General features: G+C 63.6%; 19 protein-coding genes. 8 read left to right on the forward strand and 11 right to left on the reverse strand.

Annotation, left to right across the window (positions count from 1 at the left end; genetic code table 11):
- Positions 1-33 precede the first annotated feature (33 nt).
- Genes BM151_RS03310 through BM151_RS03320 form a run of 3 tightly spaced genes read left to right on the forward strand, consistent with a single transcriptional unit; the run spans position 34 to position 2,605 of the window.
- On the forward strand, positions 34-1,500 hold the full coding sequence (locus tag BM151_RS03310; RefSeq protein WP_090057244.1) for a leucyl aminopeptidase: 1,467 nt from the start codon (positions 34-36) through the stop codon (positions 1,498-1,500).
- A gap of 6 nt (positions 1,501-1,506) precedes the next feature.
- Positions 1,507-1,965, forward strand: a complete 459-nt coding sequence (locus BM151_RS03315; RefSeq protein WP_090057248.1) for a DNA polymerase III subunit chi — start codon at positions 1,507-1,509, stop codon at positions 1,963-1,965.
- Positions 1,966-1,969: 4 nt separating this feature from the next.
- Positions 1,970-2,605, forward strand: a complete 636-nt coding sequence (locus tag BM151_RS03320; RefSeq protein WP_090057252.1) for a LysE family translocator — start codon at positions 1,970-1,972, stop codon at positions 2,603-2,605.
- A 48-nt stretch (positions 2,606-2,653) separates the two neighbouring features.
- On the opposite strand, the gene BM151_RS03325 is transcribed toward BM151_RS03320, so the two are convergent.
- From BM151_RS03325 to BM151_RS03335, 3 genes are all read right to left on the reverse strand, one after another.
- The gene (locus BM151_RS03325; RefSeq protein ID WP_342714534.1) at positions 2,654-3,223 is read right to left on the reverse strand and encodes a retropepsin-like aspartic protease family protein; all 570 of its coding nucleotides are present in this window, start codon (positions 3,221-3,223) and stop codon (positions 2,654-2,656) included.
- A 118-nt stretch (positions 3,224-3,341) separates the two neighbouring features.
- Positions 3,342-3,965 carry a MarC family protein gene (locus tag BM151_RS03330; RefSeq protein WP_090057260.1) on the reverse strand — a complete coding sequence of 208 codons (624 nt, stop codon included), beginning with the start codon at positions 3,963-3,965 and terminating at the stop codon, positions 3,342-3,344.
- A gap of 26 nt (positions 3,966-3,991) precedes the next feature.
- On the reverse strand, positions 3,992-5,845 hold the full coding sequence (locus tag BM151_RS03335; protein WP_090057263.1) for an ABC-F family ATP-binding cassette domain-containing protein: 1,854 nt from the start codon (positions 5,843-5,845) through the stop codon (positions 3,992-3,994).
- Positions 5,846-5,986: 141 nt separating this feature from the next.
- Here BM151_RS03335 and ndk point away from each other — a divergent pair, with 141 nt between their 5' ends.
- Positions 5,987-6,409 carry a nucleoside-diphosphate kinase gene (gene ndk, locus BM151_RS03340; RefSeq protein ID WP_090057267.1) on the forward strand — a complete coding sequence of 141 codons (423 nt, stop codon included), beginning with the start codon at positions 5,987-5,989 and terminating at the stop codon, positions 6,407-6,409.
- 318 nt (positions 6,410-6,727) lie between these two features.
- On the opposite strand, the gene BM151_RS03345 is transcribed toward ndk, so the two are convergent.
- The 3 genes from BM151_RS03345 to kdsA all read right to left on the reverse strand — a co-directional run bounded on the left by BM151_RS03345 (position 6,728) and on the right by kdsA (position 8,370).
- The gene (locus tag BM151_RS03345; protein WP_090057271.1) at positions 6,728-7,078 is read right to left on the reverse strand and encodes a TfoX/Sxy family DNA transformation protein; all 351 of its coding nucleotides are present in this window, start codon (positions 7,076-7,078) and stop codon (positions 6,728-6,730) included.
- A 130-nt stretch (positions 7,079-7,208) separates the two neighbouring features.
- A complete protein-coding gene (locus BM151_RS21555; RefSeq protein ID WP_177213011.1) occupies positions 7,209-7,370 on the reverse strand; it encodes a hypothetical protein in 162 nt (53 codons plus the stop codon).
- A 163-nt stretch (positions 7,371-7,533) separates the two neighbouring features.
- Positions 7,534-8,370, reverse strand: a complete 837-nt coding sequence (kdsA, locus tag BM151_RS03350; protein WP_090057275.1) for a 3-deoxy-8-phosphooctulonate synthase — start codon at positions 8,368-8,370, stop codon at positions 7,534-7,536.
- Between the two features lie 376 nt (positions 8,371-8,746).
- Here kdsA and BM151_RS03355 point away from each other — a divergent pair, with 376 nt between their 5' ends.
- The 4 genes from BM151_RS03355 to BM151_RS03370 all read left to right on the forward strand — a co-directional run bounded on the left by BM151_RS03355 (position 8,747) and on the right by BM151_RS03370 (position 11,714).
- Entirely contained in the window at positions 8,747-8,974 is a 228-nt protein-coding gene (locus BM151_RS03355) for a DUF1127 domain-containing protein (protein WP_090057278.1), read from the forward strand.
- Between the two features lie 228 nt (positions 8,975-9,202).
- Positions 9,203-9,907, forward strand: coding sequence for an RlmE family RNA methyltransferase (locus BM151_RS03360; protein WP_425429525.1), 705 nt, complete (start codon positions 9,203-9,205; stop codon positions 9,905-9,907).
- A 4-nt stretch (positions 9,908-9,911) separates the two neighbouring features.
- Positions 9,912-10,985, forward strand: coding sequence for a hypothetical protein (locus tag BM151_RS03365; protein WP_090057286.1), 1,074 nt, complete (start codon positions 9,912-9,914; stop codon positions 10,983-10,985).
- 240 nt (positions 10,986-11,225) lie between these two features.
- Positions 11,226-11,714: an RrF2 family transcriptional regulator gene (locus BM151_RS03370; RefSeq protein WP_090057289.1), complete on the forward strand. Its 489-nt coding sequence runs from the start codon at positions 11,226-11,228 to the stop codon at positions 11,712-11,714.
- Here BM151_RS03370 and BM151_RS03375 read toward each other — a convergent pair.
- From BM151_RS03375 to BM151_RS03395, 5 genes are all read right to left on the reverse strand, one after another.
- Positions 11,707-12,966, reverse strand: a complete 1,260-nt coding sequence (locus BM151_RS03375) for an MFS transporter (RefSeq protein ID WP_090057294.1) — start codon at positions 12,964-12,966, stop codon at positions 11,707-11,709. The two genes, BM151_RS03370 and BM151_RS03375, sit on opposite strands and share 8 nt — an antisense overlap.
- 151 nt (positions 12,967-13,117) lie before the next feature.
- Entirely contained in the window at positions 13,118-14,296 is a 1,179-nt protein-coding gene (locus BM151_RS03380) for an ammonium transporter (RefSeq protein ID WP_090057297.1), read from the reverse strand.
- A gap of 345 nt (positions 14,297-14,641) precedes the next feature.
- The gene (locus BM151_RS03385) at positions 14,642-15,169 is read right to left on the reverse strand and encodes a CinA family protein (protein WP_090057300.1); all 528 of its coding nucleotides are present in this window, start codon (positions 15,167-15,169) and stop codon (positions 14,642-14,644) included.
- Positions 15,169-15,666: a phosphatidylglycerophosphatase A family protein gene (locus BM151_RS03390; protein WP_090059160.1), complete on the reverse strand. Its 498-nt coding sequence runs from the start codon at positions 15,664-15,666 to the stop codon at positions 15,169-15,171. Before BM151_RS03390 ends, BM151_RS03385 begins: the two co-directional genes overlap by 1 nt.
- Positions 15,667-15,745: 79 nt before the next feature.
- Entirely contained in the window at positions 15,746-16,948 is a 1,203-nt protein-coding gene (locus tag BM151_RS03395; protein WP_090057304.1) for a bifunctional 2-C-methyl-D-erythritol 4-phosphate cytidylyltransferase/2-C-methyl-D-erythritol 2,4-cyclodiphosphate synthase, read from the reverse strand.
- Positions 16,949-17,027: the final 79 nt, after the last annotated feature.

The following is a 17,027-nucleotide window of genomic DNA, read 5'->3' on the forward strand; positions in this document are numbered from 1 at the left end:
TATGTGGGAAGCTGACAACACAAAGGATTTGCCATGACCGCGCTTGCCAAGATCACCACCTCCGCCATCGAGCTTGATGCGATTGCCGGGGCCCCGGGCCGGGTGGCCGTGCTGGTCTCGCCGGATGGCAAGCTCTCGGCACCGGCGCGCCGGGTCAATCGCCTGACCAAGGGCGCGTTGCAACGGTTTCTGGACAGCGCCGCGTTCGAAAAGATGCAGGACGGCGAGGCGAAGAGTTTCGATTTTCCGACCGGTATGGAGGCCGAGGCCGTTCTGGTCCTGAAACTGGCCAATCAGGCCTCCGCCGAACTGTGCCGTAAGGCCGGTGCGGCGATCGGCGCTGCGCTCACCGAGACGGGTGCGCTGGTCCTGCCGGGCAGTCTCAAACGCGTCGAGGAACTGGCGCTCGGGATGATGCTGAAACATTACAGTTTCATCGATCACAAGAGCTCCGAGGAAGAGCGCGTAATCCCCGAGGTGACGCTGGCCGTCAGCAAGCCCGAGGAGATCGATCTCACCGCCGTGACCGCACTGGCCGAAGGCGTGTTCTTTACCCGCGATCTGGTGACGGAGCCCTCGAATGTGCTGACCACCAGCGAGTTTGCCAAACGTCTGGTTGAGCTTGAAGAGCTCGGCGTCAAGGTCGAGGTGTTCGAAGAGGATCGCCTCGCCGAGCTGGGCATGGGGCTCCTGCTTTCGGTCGGTCAGGGCTCGGTCACGCCGACCAAGATGGTGGTGATGCAGTGGTCTGAAGGCGGCGAGGAAGCCCCCGTGGCATTGGTCGGCAAGGGCGTGGTCTTCGACACCGGTGGTATTTCGATCAAACCGGCCGCCGGCATGGAAGACATGACCATGGACATGGGCGGCGCCGGCGTGGTCTCCGGCGTGATGAAATCCCTGGCGCTGCGCAAGGCGCCGGTCAATGTCGTGGGCCTCGTCGGTCTCGTTGAGAACATGCCCGACGGACAGGCGACGCGCCCGGGCGATGTCGTCAAATCGATGAAGGGCGACACGGTCGAGATCATCAACACCGATGCCGAGGGGCGGCTGGTGCTGGCCGATGTGCTCTGGTACGCGCAGGAGACCTTCGCGCCCCGGGCCATGGTCAACCTTGCCACCCTCACCGGTGCGATCATCATCGGGTTGGGCCATGAGAATGCCGGGGTCTTTTCCAATGACGATACCTTCTGCCACACCTTCCTGAAAGCCGCCGAGGCCGAGGGCGAGGGCGCCTGGCGCATGCCGATGGGCAAGGCCTATGACGATCAGCTCAAATCCGATGTCGCGGATATGAAAAACGTCGGCGGCCGTCCGGCGGGCTCGATCACGGCGGCGCAATTCCTCAAGCGGTTCGTCAAGGACGAGACGCCGTGGATCCATCTCGATATCGCCGGTGTGGCCTCGGTCAAAACGCCGACGGTACTTGCCCCCAAGGGCGCGACCGGCTGGGGCGTCCTGGCGCTCAACCGGATGATCGACGAGATGAACAAGAAGGACTAAGGCCCGATGGGCGCCGTCTATTTCTATCACCTGACCCGGGCGCCTCTGGCGGAAACACTGGGCACGCTGGCGGAGAAATCGCTCTCCGCCGGTTGGCGTGTCGAAGTGCGCGGGCGTTCGGACGAGATGCTCCGCGCGCTCGATCAGGCGCTCTGGCTGCGCGAGGGGTTCCTGCCGCATGGCATGGCCGGCGGGCCGCATGATGCGGATCAGCCGATCCTGATGACCGCTGGTGTGGGCGGCAACGCCGCGTCCTGCATCATGTCGGTCGGCGGCGCCGAGCTGACCGTGGCGGAGATCCAGGCCGCGGATCGTGCCTGTATCCTGTTCGACGGCTATGACGAGGCGGCGGTGCAGCACGCCCGCGTGCAATGGAAAAGCCTGACGGACGGCGGCGCAGAGGCGCAATACTGGTCCGAGGAAAGCGGCCGCTGGGAGAAGAAGGCAGAAAGCAAGAAAGGATAGACGCATGAGCTGGGCCGAGATCGTGACATTTGCCCTTGTGGCCGCGCTTCTGGTGATGTCGCCGGGGCCCAATGGCGTGTTGATCGCCAAGACCGTGCCGACATCGGGCCGGGCGGCGGGCTTTGCCAATGTCGCGGGGTTTGTCACGGCGTTCTACCTGCACGGGGCGCTGTCGATCCTCGGGCTCTCGGTGATCCTGGTGCAATCGGCGCTGGCCTTCACCGTGGTGAAACTCTTGGGCGCAGCATACCTGTTCTGGATCGGGGTGAAAGCGCTCAAGGCGGCCTGGCAGGGTGGGGGCCGCGCGCAGGAGGTTGCCCCCGCCCGGCGCGAGCGGACACTGCGCCGCGCCTATGTCGAAGGGCTTCTGACCAATGCGCTCAACCCGAAGGTCTCGATGTTCTACCTTGCGGCGTTTCCGCAATTCATCGCCCCCGGTGAAACCCCGGTTCTGGCGTCTTTCACACTGGTGGTGATCCATTCGCTGATCAACGCGCTGTGGTTCGGGGCAATGGTGATGTTGTTTGACCGGCTGGCGAAGCGGCTCAGCGGTGGCGGATTTCAGCGCTGGCTCAAAGGCGTCACCGGGGTGATCTTCGTGGGCTTTGCCGCCAGATTGGCAAGCCTGCGGGCGGTATAACGCCGCCTCGCGCTCCCAGGCCGAGGTCCGGGTTGCTCTAGCGCGGCTTCACCGTGTCAGCACCAGCTTGTTCTGTTTGATCTCGATGCTCTTGTAGCGTTGCAGGTAGTCCATGCCCAGAAGCGAGCCGAACAGTTCGCCATCGGTGACATAGGCGCGCACGCCCGTGTCGGTGACGCCTTCGAGCGTCAGCGCCTTGATCCTGACCGGCGCGGTGCGCACCGTGCCATTGGCGGTCTGGGCGCGGCCCGTGTAGGCGAGATTGTCGATGTCGATGCCGGCCCGTTCGGCGTCACTCAGGGACAGCACGACATTCGAGGCGCCGGTGTCGACGAGAAATTCCACCGGCACGCCATTCAGATCGGCCGTGACCGAGAAATGCCCGGAGTGATCGCGATCGACGGTGATCACGCCATTGCCATCGCTGATCTGCGCCGGGGCCAGACGCGGCTTTACATCCTGCCAAAGCCCCACGGCGGCCAGCGCGCCGATGAAGATCAGCAGCCACAAGACCGCATGGCGCAGCATCTGCCCCATGCGGTTGCGATTGGCGATGACGTAGTAAAAGCCAATCACGCCCAGAAGCAGCGAGAGATAGAGAATGCGGCCTGTGTCCATTTGATCCATGGGTCTTAGATAGGCATGAAAAATTGTTTTGTCAGCGCGGCAATCTGTTCCTGACGCAAATGTCAGCAAGAAAGATCGGGGAAAGATCGGGGCAGGGATCAGGCGCGGATCAGGCGAAGAACAGCGCCTTGATACCATCGGCGACGAATTGCACCGAGAGCGCCGCCAGAAGCATGCCCATGAGACGCGTCACCACATTGATGCCGGTGGCGCCCAAAAGCCGTTCCATCGGCGTGCTCATCACGAAGAAGAACAGCACCACCAGCAGCACGGCAATCAACACCCCGAGCATCATGAAGACACCGGCGACGCCAGGGGCCTGATCGATCAGGAGGATCATCGAGGTGATCGCCCCGGGACCTGCCAGAAGCGGCGTGGCCAGCGGAAAGACCGACGGGTCCTCGACCGGCTGATGTTCCGGGTGCTGGGCATGTTCCTCGCGCCGCTTGCTGCGTTTCTCGAACAGCATCTCGAGCGCGGTCAGGAACAGCAACAAGCCCCCGGCGATGCGGAAAGCCGGCATGGAAATGCCCACGAATGTCAGCACGTGATCGCCAAAGAGGCCGAACAACGTCAGGATGGCAAAGGCGATGAGCACGGCGCGCAGGCCGACGGCGCGGCGATGTTTCGCGCTCGCCCCCTGGGTCAGGGCCACGAACAGCGGCGCCAGCCCGATCGGGTCGATGATGACGAAAAGCGTCATGAAAGCGGTGATCAGCACTTGCGGGTCCATGCGGGTCTCCTGCGGTCAGCCCGGGTTCAGGCCTGGGCCTGTTCGAGTTTCTCGAGTGCGGTCATCCACAGCGCCTCGGCGCGGTCGATGGCTTCCGAGACCTCGGCATATTTCTTTTGCCAGACCACGGCGGCTTCCTTGTCCTCGTAAAGCTCGGGGTTGGCGAGCTTGACCTGAAGCTTCTCGCTCATCTCGGTGAGCTTGCCGACGCGTTCTTCGCATTTGCGCACCTCGCCCCGCAGCGCAAGGATCTCGTCGCGGCTGGCTTTCTTGGGCTTTGCGGCGGCTTTCGCGGTCTTCTTCTCCGGTTTCGGCTTCTCGTCGCCTTGCAGCAACAGCTTGCGATAGGCGTCGAGATCCTCCTCATAGGGCGCGACCCGGCCATCCTTGACGAGCCACAGCCGGTCGGCCACGAGGCTCAACAGGTGCATGTCGTGCGAGACCAGAACCACGGCGCCGGTATAGGCGGTGAGCGCCTCGACCAGCGCCTCGCGGCTCTCGATGTCGAGGTGGTTGGTCGGTTCGTCGAGGATCAGGAGATGCGGCGCATCGAGGGTTGCGAGCAACAGCGACAGCCGGGCTTTCTGACCGCCGGAGAGCCGTCCGACCTCGGTGTCCGCCTGATCGGCCCCAAGGCCGAAGCTCGCCAGCTTGGCGCGGAGTTTCGGCGGCAGCATGCCGGGCAGGGCGCTTTGCAGGTGCTGCAAGGGCGTCTCGTTCAGATGCAGCTCATCGACCTGGTGCTGGGCGAAAAAGCCGATGCGCAGCTTGTTGTGGCGGGTGATCCGCCCGCCCATCGGCTCGAGCCGGTTCGACAGGAGCTTGGAGAGCGTCGATTTGCCCTCGCCGTTGCGGCCCAGGAGTGCGATGCGGTCGTCCTGATCGATGCGCAGGTCGAGCCGTTGCAGGATCGCCTTGCCGTCATAGCCGACCGAGGCGCCTTCCATATTGATGATCGGCGGCGACAGTTCCTCGGGCTCCGGGAAGGTGAAGACCACGCGCGCGGCATCCTCGGGCGCGGTGATCGTCTCCATCTTCTCGAGCATCTTGACCCGGGATTGCGCCTGTTTTGCCTTGGAGGCCTTGGCCTTGAACCGGTCGACGAAGCTTTGAAGATGCGCGCGGTGCAGCTCCTGCTTTTTCGCCGCCGCGGCCTGAACCGCCCGTTTGGCGGCGCGGGTCCTGGCGAACTCGTCATAGCCGCCCGAGTAGAGCGTCAGTTTCTTGCTCTCGAGATGCAGGATCGCCCCCACGGCGCGATTGAGCAGCGCCCGGTCGTGCGAGATCAGCAGCACCGTGTGCGGGTATTTCGCGAGATAGGTCTCGAGCCACAAGGCGCCTTCGAGATCGAGATAGTTGGTCGGCTCATCCAAGAGCAGGAAATCCGGCTGCGAGAACAGCACGCCGGCCAGAGCCACGCGCATCCGCCAGCCGCCCGAGAAGGCCGAACAGGGCATCAAGATCTCGGCGTCGTTGAAGCCGAGCCCCTTGAGAATGGACGACGCCCGCCCCTCGGCCGACCAGGCGTCGATATCCGCGAGACGGGTCTGAATTTCGGCGATCCGGTGCGGGTCGGTGGCGTGTTCGGATTCGGCCATCAGCGCGGCGCGTTCCTTGTCTTCGGCCAGAACCGTGTCGAGAAGCGAGACCTCGTTGCCGGGAACTTCCTGGGCCACACCGCCGATGCGGGCGCGTTTCGGGATCTCGATCGCGCCGGTCTCGAGCACCAATTCGCCTTTGATGATGCGAAACAGCGTGGTCTTGCCCGCGCCATTGCGGCCCACGATGCCGACCTTGTGGCCGGTGGGAATGGTGACGGAGGCATTCTCGATCAGAGTGCGGCCATCGACGGAATAGGTGATATCGTGGATCTTAAGCATGGGGGTGACTTGCCTGAGCTTTCGGGCAAGGTCAATCACGGCTTTTCAAACCGCTTTCCCCATGTTATCCGGCGCGCAATCTTCGGGTGTGGTTCCGTCCCGCCCGTTTTCGCTCACATTTTGACCCAAGAGGCACATCCCATGGCGATCCAGCGTACCTTCTCCATCATCAAACCCGATGCCACCAAGCGCAACCTGACCGGCAAGATCGTTGCCAAATTCGAAGAGGCCGGCCTGCGCGTCGTAGCAAGCAAGCGCATCCAGATGACCCTGGCGCAGGCTCAGGCCTTCTACGGTGTGCACAAAGACCGTCCGTTCTTTGGCGAACTCTGTGAATTCATGATCTCCGAGCCGGTCGTCGTGCAGGTGCTCGAAGGCGAAGACGCCATCGCGAAAAACCGCGAAGTCATGGGCGCCACCAACCCGGCCGACGCTGCCGAAGGCACCATCCGCAAAGAGTTCGCGCTCTCCGTCGGTGAAAACTCCGTGCACGGCTCCGACGCCCCGGAAACCGCCGCTCAGGAAATCGCCTTCTTCTTCTCCGGCATCGAGCTGGTCGGCTAAGCCTTTTTAGGTTTAGAGAGATTTGAAAGGCCGCTCCTACAGGGGGCGGCCTTTTTCTATTGTCGGCGAAGGTTCGTTTTGGTGGGACGAAGGGACGTTTGCGATCTTGGCGCTGAGCCGTGACAAGCCTGCCCGTGGGGTGGCGTTCAAAACAATTGAGCGTTTCACTTTATGGTGCCAGATACATCCATCATTTGAGGTCTATAGGCGGCCTGAGTGCGCCTCCCCGCAGGGACGGGCAGGCGCAGGCGCGGCGGCTTCGCCTTGTTCCGCGCCGGATGCGTGAATGCCCCCAAAGGGCTCGAACCGCCCCTCGCGCTATCTCTTCAGTCCGGTGCCGATCTCGTTGAGCGTGGCCTCGATGCCAATCGGTGCGGCGCTCTCGTCGGCGCGTGCGCCTGCGACGATCTTGTCAAATCGATCCCTGAGCGCGTCTTTCTCCTTGCCCTTGCAATCGTTCCAGGGCCGGCCTTGCAACCCCATCACCAAAGCATAATAGCCGATGAAATGCGGTCGTGATCCGGTGGCCAGAAGCCGGGCATAGGCGGCATCGGCGCCCAGCTCGCGCAAGGCGTCGGCCGAGGCAATGCCGGCGCGCGCAAAAGACGCGTCCGAGGCCGGGCCAAGGTTGCGGATCGAGGAAACGGGCGGGGGCGAGCTGTCGGTCATGGGGAGCGTCAGGGACGATAATCGGCGAGGATAGTCGGAGAGGCGAAACGAGCCCCGCGACTGTCCCGTGTTCCTCCGCTCTGGTCAAGCAATCAACTGACAGCCTGCCGACGTGATCGCGGCGCCCGGCTCAGAGCGCGGCCCAGTCGGTGAAAATCCGCTTCGGATCGGGATGCGGCGCGACATTGGCGACCTCGTCCATATGGGTCGGGGTGCATTGCTGCGGCAGCGGCTTTTGCTGCTGTTGCGGCGGGGCCGGTTTCGGGTTTGGATGTGGGACTTGCGGTTTCATCGCATCCCTCCTGTCACTGATCAAATGGAACGCATGGGCCAAGTCTCGCACAGCCAGCTTTCCATTTTGTCAACGAGGCCGCCGAAGGGCGGTATGGGAGGCGGAGAGAGACCGGGCCGGAGCGTCAAGGCCGCGCCCCGATCTCTTGAGCGGGAGAGACCGCTTACCGCGGCTTCACCACGGTATCGAGCGCATGCAGGGTCGCCAGCAGCGGCGCCAGATCTTCGATCCTGAGCATGTTCGGCCCATCAGACGGCGCGTTGTCCGGGTCTTCATGGGTCTCGATGAACAGCCCGGCCACGCCGACCGCGACGGCGGCGCGGGCCAGAACCGGCACCATGGTCCGGTCACCGCCCGTGGATGTGCCTTGCCCGCCCGGTTGTTGCACCGAATGGGTGGCGTCCATGATCACCGGATAGCCGGTCTCGGCCATGCGCGGCAGGCCGCGGAAATCGCTCACCAGCGTGTTATAGCCGAAAGAGGTGCCCCGTTCGCAGAGCATGATCTTGTCATTGCCGGTGGAGGCGAGTTTCGCCGCGACATTGTCCATGTCCCACGGGGCCAGAAACTGGCCTTTCTTGACGTTGATCGCGCGGCCGGTCTCGCCGGCGGCCAGCAAAAGATCGGTCTGGCGGCAGAGAAAGGCCGGGATCTGCAACACATCCACCGCCTCGGCCGCCATGGCGCAATGGGCGGGTTCATGCACGTCGGTGATCACCGGGCAGCCGAATTCCTCGCGGATCTTCGACAGGATGGTCAGGCCCTTCTCGGCACCAAGCCCGCGCTTGCCCGAGAGCGAACTGCGGTTGGCCTTGTCATAGGAGCCTTTGAAGACGAATTGCGTGCCGGTCGCGGCACAGGCCTCGGCGATTTTCTCGGCCAGCATGCGGGCGTGCTCCAGGCTCTCCAATTGGCAGGGGCCGACGATCAGGCCGAAAGGTTTGGCGTTGGAGAAAGTCACCGGGGACTTGGCATCAATCGTGACGGTCTTGGCGGTCATCTCGAAATCCTTGTTCGCGAGCTGTTGCGGCGAGCTATCCCATGAAGCGGTGCCCCGAGGCAAGGGGCAGGGGGAGACTTGCGGGCGAGGGGGCGGAAGTTGGGGGGACGTTTGGGCCGCGCGCCACTGTGTGCCACCGTGAGTCATCGTGCGCCACCGTGCGTGACTGTGCGCCACCGCGTGGTGCCCTGATCGCATAGGAGGTCTGCCATCTATGCATGGTTGGCAGGACCTATGCGAAAAGCGCATGGCGGGCTTCGCGACTTGGCGCTCCTCATTTGGCGCTAACAGGCGCATATAGGGGGCAACAGGGATGATCAAAGCGCTGTGATTGAGCTTCCGATCATCCGCAAAGACCTTGGAAAGGAGCCACGTCATGGCCACGTTCAACCAACATCTCGCCGCCCGCCCGTCGCTTTTCGATGGCCTCAATGCCCGGTTCAATGCGCTGCGCTCCGCTGTGCAGCATGGGCTGGCCCAGCGCGCCGAAGCCAACCGCGTTTTCGCCGAACTGGCGGTGATGACGGATGCCGAACTCAGCGATATCGGCATTTCCCGCAACTCGATCCGCGACATCGCCCGCGAAGCCGGCCGTATGGTCTGATCGACACGATATTCGGGATCTCGGGGGGCTCTCCTCCTCCCTGTTCTCCGCGATCCTTTCCGGTGTCCTTTCTCCTCCCTCGTGGACGCCATGTAAAACCTCCACACGGTCACCCGTTCCGTGTGGAGGTTTTTCTTGTCAGGACTTCCGGTGGCTGGGGCATTGGCGTTTCCCCCCTTTTCCCTAGGTCGTGCCTGCTGTTATAAGATGGGCCGAAAGGGATCCTCGATGAGCACCAAGAAATCTTCCGGCCGCGGCCAGCGCGATCTGCGCGTGAAAGTGAAATCGGCGCGTGGCCGCAAGCTGAGTTCCACCCTCTGGCTGGAGCGCCAGCTCAACGATCCCTATGTGAAACGCGCGCGCGAAGAAGGCTATCGTGGCCGCGCCGCCTTCAAGATCCTCGAACTGGACGAGAAATTCCGCTTTCTCGTGCCCGGTGCGCGGGTGGTCGATCTCGGCTGTGCCCCGGGGGGGTGGTGCCAGGTGGCGGTGAAACGCGTCAATGCCTTGGGCGAGAAGAGCGGCAAGAAGATCGGCACCGTGCTGGGCGTCGATCTGCAGGAGGTCGAACCGATCGCCGGCGCCGAGACCCATCAGCTCGACTTCATGGAGGACGACGCGGATCAGAAGGTCAAGGACTGGCTCGGTGGTGAGGCCGATGTGGTGATGTCCGACATGGCGGCGGCCTCCTCGGGTCACAAGCAGACCGATCATTTGCGCATCATCGCGCTCTGCGAGGCGGCGGCCTATCTGGCCTTTGACGTGCTGACCCCGGGGGGCACATTCGTCGCCAAGGTTCTGGCCGGTGGCGCCGAGGGCGATCTGCAGAAGCTGCTGAAGCAGAAATTCGAGAAGGTAGTGAATGTGAAGCCGCCGGCCTCGCGCTCCGACAGTTCCGAGAAATTCGTTGTCGCCACAGGGTTCAGGGGCTGAGCCCATGGACCGCTGGCTGCATATTTGCGCCGGCGACGTTGATCTGTCTTTCGATCCCGAGATCGGCAATATCCGCCGCTTTGCCGTGGCGGGGCGGGAGATTCTTCATACCGCGCATTGGGTGGGCACGCCTCTGGCCGCGACGGCGGCGAGCGCGATCGACCGGCATCTGGCGGGGGATTTTCTCGCCGCGCCCTTCGGAACCTCCGATCTGCTCGATGACCCGCCGCATGGCTGGAGCGCCAATTCGCTCTGGGCGCCGGTGGTGCGGGCAGGCAACGGCGCCTGCGCCACTCTGAAACTCGAGCTGATCCGCGCTGTCATGGGGGCGCGGCTGAGCAAGGAACTGTCGATCTGTGCCGGGCAACCGGTGCTCTATCAGCGCCACAGGATCGAGGGCGGGCAGGGTGGTCTGACCTATGCTCACCATCCGATGATCCGGGTCTCGCCGGGCGATCACATCGCCTATTCTCCCAAACGCGTCGCGGTCACCGCGCCGGCGCCGCTGGAGCCGGCGCATCGTCTGGCCTATCCGGCGCGCAGCGCGGATCTGAGCGCCTTTCCGGCGGCGGATGGCGGCACGATCGATCTGACGCGCTATTCCGACAGGGCGGGCCATGAGGATTTCGTGACCCTGGTCGAGGCGGCGGCGCGCGGCATCGGCTGGACTGCCGTGTCCCGCGTCAGGGAGCACGACATCGTGATCTTCCTCAAAGATATCGCGATGATGCCCGTCACCATGTTATGGATCTCCAACGGCGGGCGGGATTATGCGCCCTGGAACGGAGAGCATCTTGGCGTGCTCGGCGTCGAGGATGGCTGTGCCGCGGGGGCAGAGGGGCATCGTGCGGCGCTCTCCGGTCGGTCACGCATCGGTTGCGAGGGTGTGGTCACATCGCAACAGCTGTTGGAAGAGGCGGGGTTCACCCTGCGCCACGCCATCGCGGTGCTGCCGCAGCCGGCGGGCTGGACCGGCACGGCCAATGTGGAGATCTCCCGCGATCAGTGCCGGGTCACGGGCCGTGGTGGCGAGACCTGTCAGGTTGCGTTCAACGGCGCCTTTTTCACGGCGGGCTGAACCCGCTCCCCGTCCTTGAGCCTAGGGTCCAGGAAGATCATGCAGAAGATCATGCAAATGTGATGGGACGAGAGCGGCCTGCGCCGCGCAGCGCCCGGTCAATCCCTGTGTTTGCATGCGCATCTGATATAGATTCATTAGTCTGCAATACATGTTTCTGATACAGATCAACGTCCCGGGGTGACCATGTTCTATAAACTGGTCGAAATACCCTTTCCTCGATATGGAGTTCGAGCCCATATGCGCCTGACGATCCGAACCAATCTTGCCATGCGTGTGCTTATGGCCTGCGCCATCAACAGCGACCATATGGTGCGGCGCGCAGGTATCGCCAAGGCGACCAATGCCTCGGAGAACCATCTGGCGCAGGTGGTGCATTTGCTGGCGAACGAGGGCTATATCACCACCACGCGCGGGCGGGCCGGGGGGATCACGCTGGCGCGCAAACCCGAGGGGATCACCATTGGCGAGGTGTTCCGGCATTTCGAGGCGGGCGTGCCCTTTGCCGAATGTTTCGCCGCCACCGACAACACCTGTCCGCTTTCGGCCGTGTGCCGGTTGCGCATCGCGCTCAATGCGGCGCTCGATGCGTTTTATGGCGTGCTCGACGAGATGACATTGCAGGATCTGATCGAGGACAACGCCGGGCTCGATGCGCTTCTGACCCTGCCGAGCCCGGATCTTTTGGTGCCGCGCGGTGGTTGTGACCCGCAGGTGCAGCTCAGCTGAGATCTTTCTGTCGGCCGCTGCGCAGATGCGGCTGCTCGGGTTCCTTGAGCCCGAGCACCAGAAGCGCTGCCAGCGCGAGACAGATCGGGATGACCAGAAGCGCCTTGGCGTGATCGCCGTCGGTGAGATCGAGCAGCCAGCCAACGAGTGGCTGAAACACCAGCGCCGCGCCGATACCGATCATATTGACGAAAGCGGTGACCGTGCCGACCGTGCTCTGGTCCTGGCCTTCCTTGGCCATGGCAAAGCTGAGCATCTGGGCGCCACAGAACAGCCCGCCGAGGAACAGGAGCGCGGACACGATCCAGAGTTGTTCCGTGTGGCCGAGGATGACCACGCCCCAGGCGAGCGTGGCGCAGAGTGCCCCGGTGAAGACGATCCATTTGCGGTGGCCCAGCGCATCGGACAGCGCGCCCCAGAGCACGGAGCCCGCGGCCATGCCCCAGAACACCATGGCGACGGCGGTTTCGGCGGAGACGGCGGTGAGCCCGTGATCTGCGGTCAGCTCCTCATTGCCCCAAAGCCCGCCGTAGACATTGATCGGCATGTATATCAGCGCGCCGATCAGCGACAGGAGCCAGACCTGCGGGCTTTTCACCACCTGTTTGAGCGGTCCGAGCGGATGGCTGTGGGTCTCGGTGTCGCCGGCCGAGGGGGCGTCGTGATAGAAGAACAGCGCCAGCACAAAGAGCGCCGCGCCGAACCCCGCAATGCCGATGAATGTCTGGCGCCAGCCGACGCTCTCCGAGAGCGCGGTGAGCCAGACGACGCCCACGGCGGTGCCGAGCATGCCCACCGCATTCACCAGACCGGACAGCAGCGCGAAGCGGTTGGGTGCGAACCAGTGATTGACCACATAGAGCGCGCCGACAAAGGCGAATGAGGCGCCAAGACCGGTGAGCAGCCGGCCGATCCCCGCCAGCGTGCCGGAGGGGGCAAGGCCGACGAGCGCCATGCCGGAGGCGCAGAACGCGATAGCCGGGAGGATGAAGCGCCGCGCACCCCAGCGGTCCAGCAAAAGCCCGACCACGATCTGCATCGGCGCATAGACCCAGAAGAACAGCGAGGAGAATGCCCCGAGCCCGGCGCGCGAGAGGCCGAGATCCCCGGCGATGGCCTCGGTTGCGGTCGAGGGCGCGACGCGGGCCAGAAATTCGAACAGAAAGAACAGCGTGGCCAGCGCCAGGGCAAGGCCGGCATGACCGCGGGCGGAGGGTGTTTCCATCCGTTTCTGAAGAGGCTTTGCGGACATCTGTGGCTCCAAGGCGGTTCTTGCCTGTTCTCGGTGATCTTTCCGGGCGGCGCAAGGCAAGGCCGCTCACAACTGGGCTCACAAAAAAACGACCCTCCGCGAAGAGGGTCGTCGAGATTGCGCGATGTCGTGCGGATCAGAGCCACGCGGATCAGGAATTGTGATCGTAGGCGCTTTCGCCATGGGCGGCCAAATCGAGCCCCTGATGTTCCATTTCCGGATCGATGCGGAAGCCGACGAGCGCCTTGGTGACAAGGATCAGCACCACGGTGACCACGGTGGTGAACGCGCCGACGATGGCCAGAGCGCCCAGTTGCGCGGCCCAGCTGCCCGCCCCGAAGGCGGCGATCATGATGGTGCCGAAAATCCCGCCGACGCCATGCACGGCGAAAACGTCGAGCGTGTCGTCGATCCTGAGTTTGTTGCGGATCAGCCCGACCATTTCCTGACAGAGGATACCGGCCACGGCACCGATGATCAGCGCCTCGACCGGGCCGACAAAGCCCGAGGCCGGGGTGATCGAGGCGAGACCGGCGATGGTGCCGGTGACGATGCCGACGAGCGAGGCTTTGCCATATTTGATCCGTTCCCAGATCGCCCAGGTCATCGAGGCGGCGGCGGCCGAGATATGGGTGACGGTGATCGCCATGGCAGCGCCGCCGTCCGCAGCCAGTTGCGAGCCGCCGTTGAAGCCGAACCAGCCGACCCAGAGCATCGAGGCGCCGATCATCACATAGCCCGGGTTGTGCGGCGGCTTGTTGTCGACACGGCGGCGACCGAGCATCACGGCGATGATCAGCGCGGCGAGGCCTGCGGTCTCATGCACGACGATTCCGCCGGCGAAATCTTTCGTGCCGACCTCGCCGAAAATCCCGCCATCGGCGAGGAAGCCGCCACCCCAGATCCAATGCGTCACCGGCGCGTAACAGGCGAGCATCCACAGCCCCGAGAAGACCATGACAAAGCCAAAGGAGATGCGTTCGACATAGGCGCCGACGATGAGCGCCGGGGTGATGATGGCGAATGTCATCTGGAAGGCAAAGAACAGCACCTCGGGCAGGGTGCCCGAGACGGTGTTCGCGTCCACCCCCGAGAGGAACATCTTGCCCAAGCCGCCCCAATAGGCATTGCCGTCACCAAAGGCGATGGAATAGCCGAGCCCGAGCCAGAGAATGCTCATCAGACAGGCGATGGCATAGACATGCATGAACACCGAGAGCACGTTGCGCGCGCGCACCAGCCCGCCGTAGAACAGCGCCAATCCCGGCAATGACATGAATAGAACAAGCGCCGTGGCCACGATGATCCAGGCTGTATCTGCTCCGACCATTTTCCCCTCCTAGGTCCAGTCCGCGGGTCTTCCACGGTCAAGTTTTACGCGTTTCGATGCGTAAAACGGCAAGAGGGGTGTGAGAAAAAGAGCAAAGTTGTGAAAAAGTCGATCAATAAAGATGCAAATCTATAAATGCCTAAAATTGGCGCCGTAAAATCCGACAAAGGCTAAAAAATAATCCAAAATGAATCCTGAGCGGTTTCGGCAGGCAAATGCGCAGTTGCAGATCCTATGCAGACCTGAGGCCGGTCGGGCGTGCCAGTGTCTTCTGGCCGGCCGGAGTCGCCTGTGGATCGTCTGGGGATCTGCTGGAGATCTGGCGCGCTGTCGGGAGCGCGGGGATCAGGCTCCGGCGATCCCCGCGCGCAGCATCTCGAGCGCGGCTTTGATCGTGGCGCTGCGCACATTGGGCCGGCCCAGCGCTCCGAAATCGATGGTCTGCACCTCGGTCCTGATCTGCGGCTGGATCAGCCCGGGCTCAAGTGAGAAGGCAAGGCCGAAACAGACCCGGCCTTCGGGCTTGTGTTCGGAGCCTCCGGGGCCTGCGATGCCAGTGACCGAAACGGCGATCCGGGCGCCGGAGTAACGCAGCGCACCTTCGGCCATTTCGCGCGCCACCTGTTCCGAGACCGCACCATATTCGGCGAGGCTCACCGGCGAGACCCCGAGCATCTCGCGTTTGGCGGCGTTGGAATAGGTGACGAAGCCACGATCCACCATATCCGACGAACCGGGGATCTCGGTCAGGGACCCGATGATCATGCCGCCGGTGCAGCTTTCCGCGGTGGCGATCGTCATGCCCTTGGCGCGGGCCTGCGCGAGCACCTCTTCGGCGAGATCCGCGGGGATCCGGGTCGTGGCCTCTGCCATCAGCGGATCACCCCGTGATAGATCCCGGCAAAGGCGAGAACGACGAATGCGGCAAAGATGCCGGCGATGACGTCATCGAGCATCACGCCAAGCGCATCGCCGCGCCGGTCGGCCCAGCCCACCGGGCCGGGTTTCCAGATGTCGAAGAGACGGAAGGCGATAAAGGCGGTCGGCCAGGCCGGCCAGAGCGCCAGCACCGGCGCGCCGGCCATGGCGGAGCCGATCGAGACCGGCAAAAGCGCGATCCACTGGCCGACGAGCTCGTCGATGACGATTTCCGACGGGTCGTGATTGTCGCGGCCACGGGTCATTTCCTGGGTCGCCCAGAGCCCGGCGATAAAGGCCAGGACGGTGCCGATCAGCACGCCGGGCACCCCCAGCGTCTCGTGCAGCGCCCAGAACATCGGCACGGCGGCGGCCGAGCCCCAGGTGCCGGGGCCGGGGCGCATGTAGCCGATCCTGGCCATAGTCGCGATCAGCTCTGCGAGTTGTTTCATCGTCATTCCTCTCGTTGTCCCGCCTGGGCCTTTGACGTCAGGTCGCTTAAGTCCGGCCTTTTGGATCAGGCCTCTTGGATCAGGCCTGCTTGATCAATGCTGCGGTGGCCAGGGATGCAATGCCCTCTTCGCGGCCGGTGAAGCCAAGCCGTTCCGATGTTGTCGCCTTGACCGAGACCTTGTCGACATCGACATTCATGATCGCGGCCAGCGCGGCCCGCATCTCTTGGCTGTGCGGACCCACCTTGGGGCGTTCGCAGACCAATGTCACATCGCAATTCATCAGCTCATAGCCCATTTCGCGGGCCAGCCCGATGGCGTGGCGCAGGAAAATATGGCTTTCGGCGCCTTTCCACCTGGCCTCCGAGGGCGGAAAATGCTGGCCGATATCGCCGCGGGCCAGCGCGCCATAAATGGCGTCGGTCAGCGCATGCATGCCGACATCGGCATCCGAATGGCCCTGCAGGCTGCGGGTATGCGGAACCTTGATGCCGCAGAGCCAGACATGATCGCCCTCGCCAAACCGGTGCACGTCATAGCCATTGCCAAGCCGGATCTCCATCTGCGTGTTCTCCTGTGTCTTCTTGTCCTGCTGCGCGCGCTCCCGGAGCAGCGCTTCCGCCCGGGCGAAATCCGCCGGGTGGGTGATTTTGAAATTCTCTTCGGAGCCTTCGGTGATCAGCACCTCGATCCCGGCGGCGCGGGCCACGGCGACATCGTCGGCGGCCTCGCCATGGGTCTCTGCCTCATAGGCGCGATGGGCCGCGAGAATCGCCGCAAAATGGAACCCCTGTGGCGTCTGTGCTCGGAACAATCCGCTGCGGTCACGGGTGCCGGCGACGATATGATCACCGGTTTTGCCGTTGTTTTGGGCGGTTCCGAGCCAGAGCGCGTCGGTGATCATCAGCGCCGGCGCCGCCGCGCGATGGCTCCGGAGTGCTTCGAGGACGCCTGTGATCACTTCGGCGGGCACCAGAGCCCGCGCCGCGTCATGGATCAGAACGGTCTCGATGTCCTGGGCTTCCAGCGCTTCGAGCCCGGCGCGGACCGAGGCGGCCCGCGTCGCGCCGCCCGCAACAAGTTTCACGTTTTCAACCTGTTGTGCCTGTGCCCTGTCGTCAGGGTGGTGCACCACGACGATCTCGTCGACCAGGGGGCGGAAGATCGCCACGGCATGGTCGATCACCCGGGTGTTCCCCAGGCTCTGCCATTGCTTCGGCAGCGCCCCGCCTGCGCGGGTGCCGCGTCCGGCGGCAACAATTACAGCGGCATGTTTTGTCATTGAACCCGGGATAATCTCTGGCGCCGGCGCTTGCAATGGCGCGATTTTTGACCTGATGGATGATTAAAATTTGTGCGCG

It is taken from the genome of Celeribacter neptunius, from assembly GCF_900113955.1.
GTDB classification, from domain to species: domain Bacteria; phylum Pseudomonadota; class Alphaproteobacteria; order Rhodobacterales; family Rhodobacteraceae; genus Celeribacter; species Celeribacter neptunius.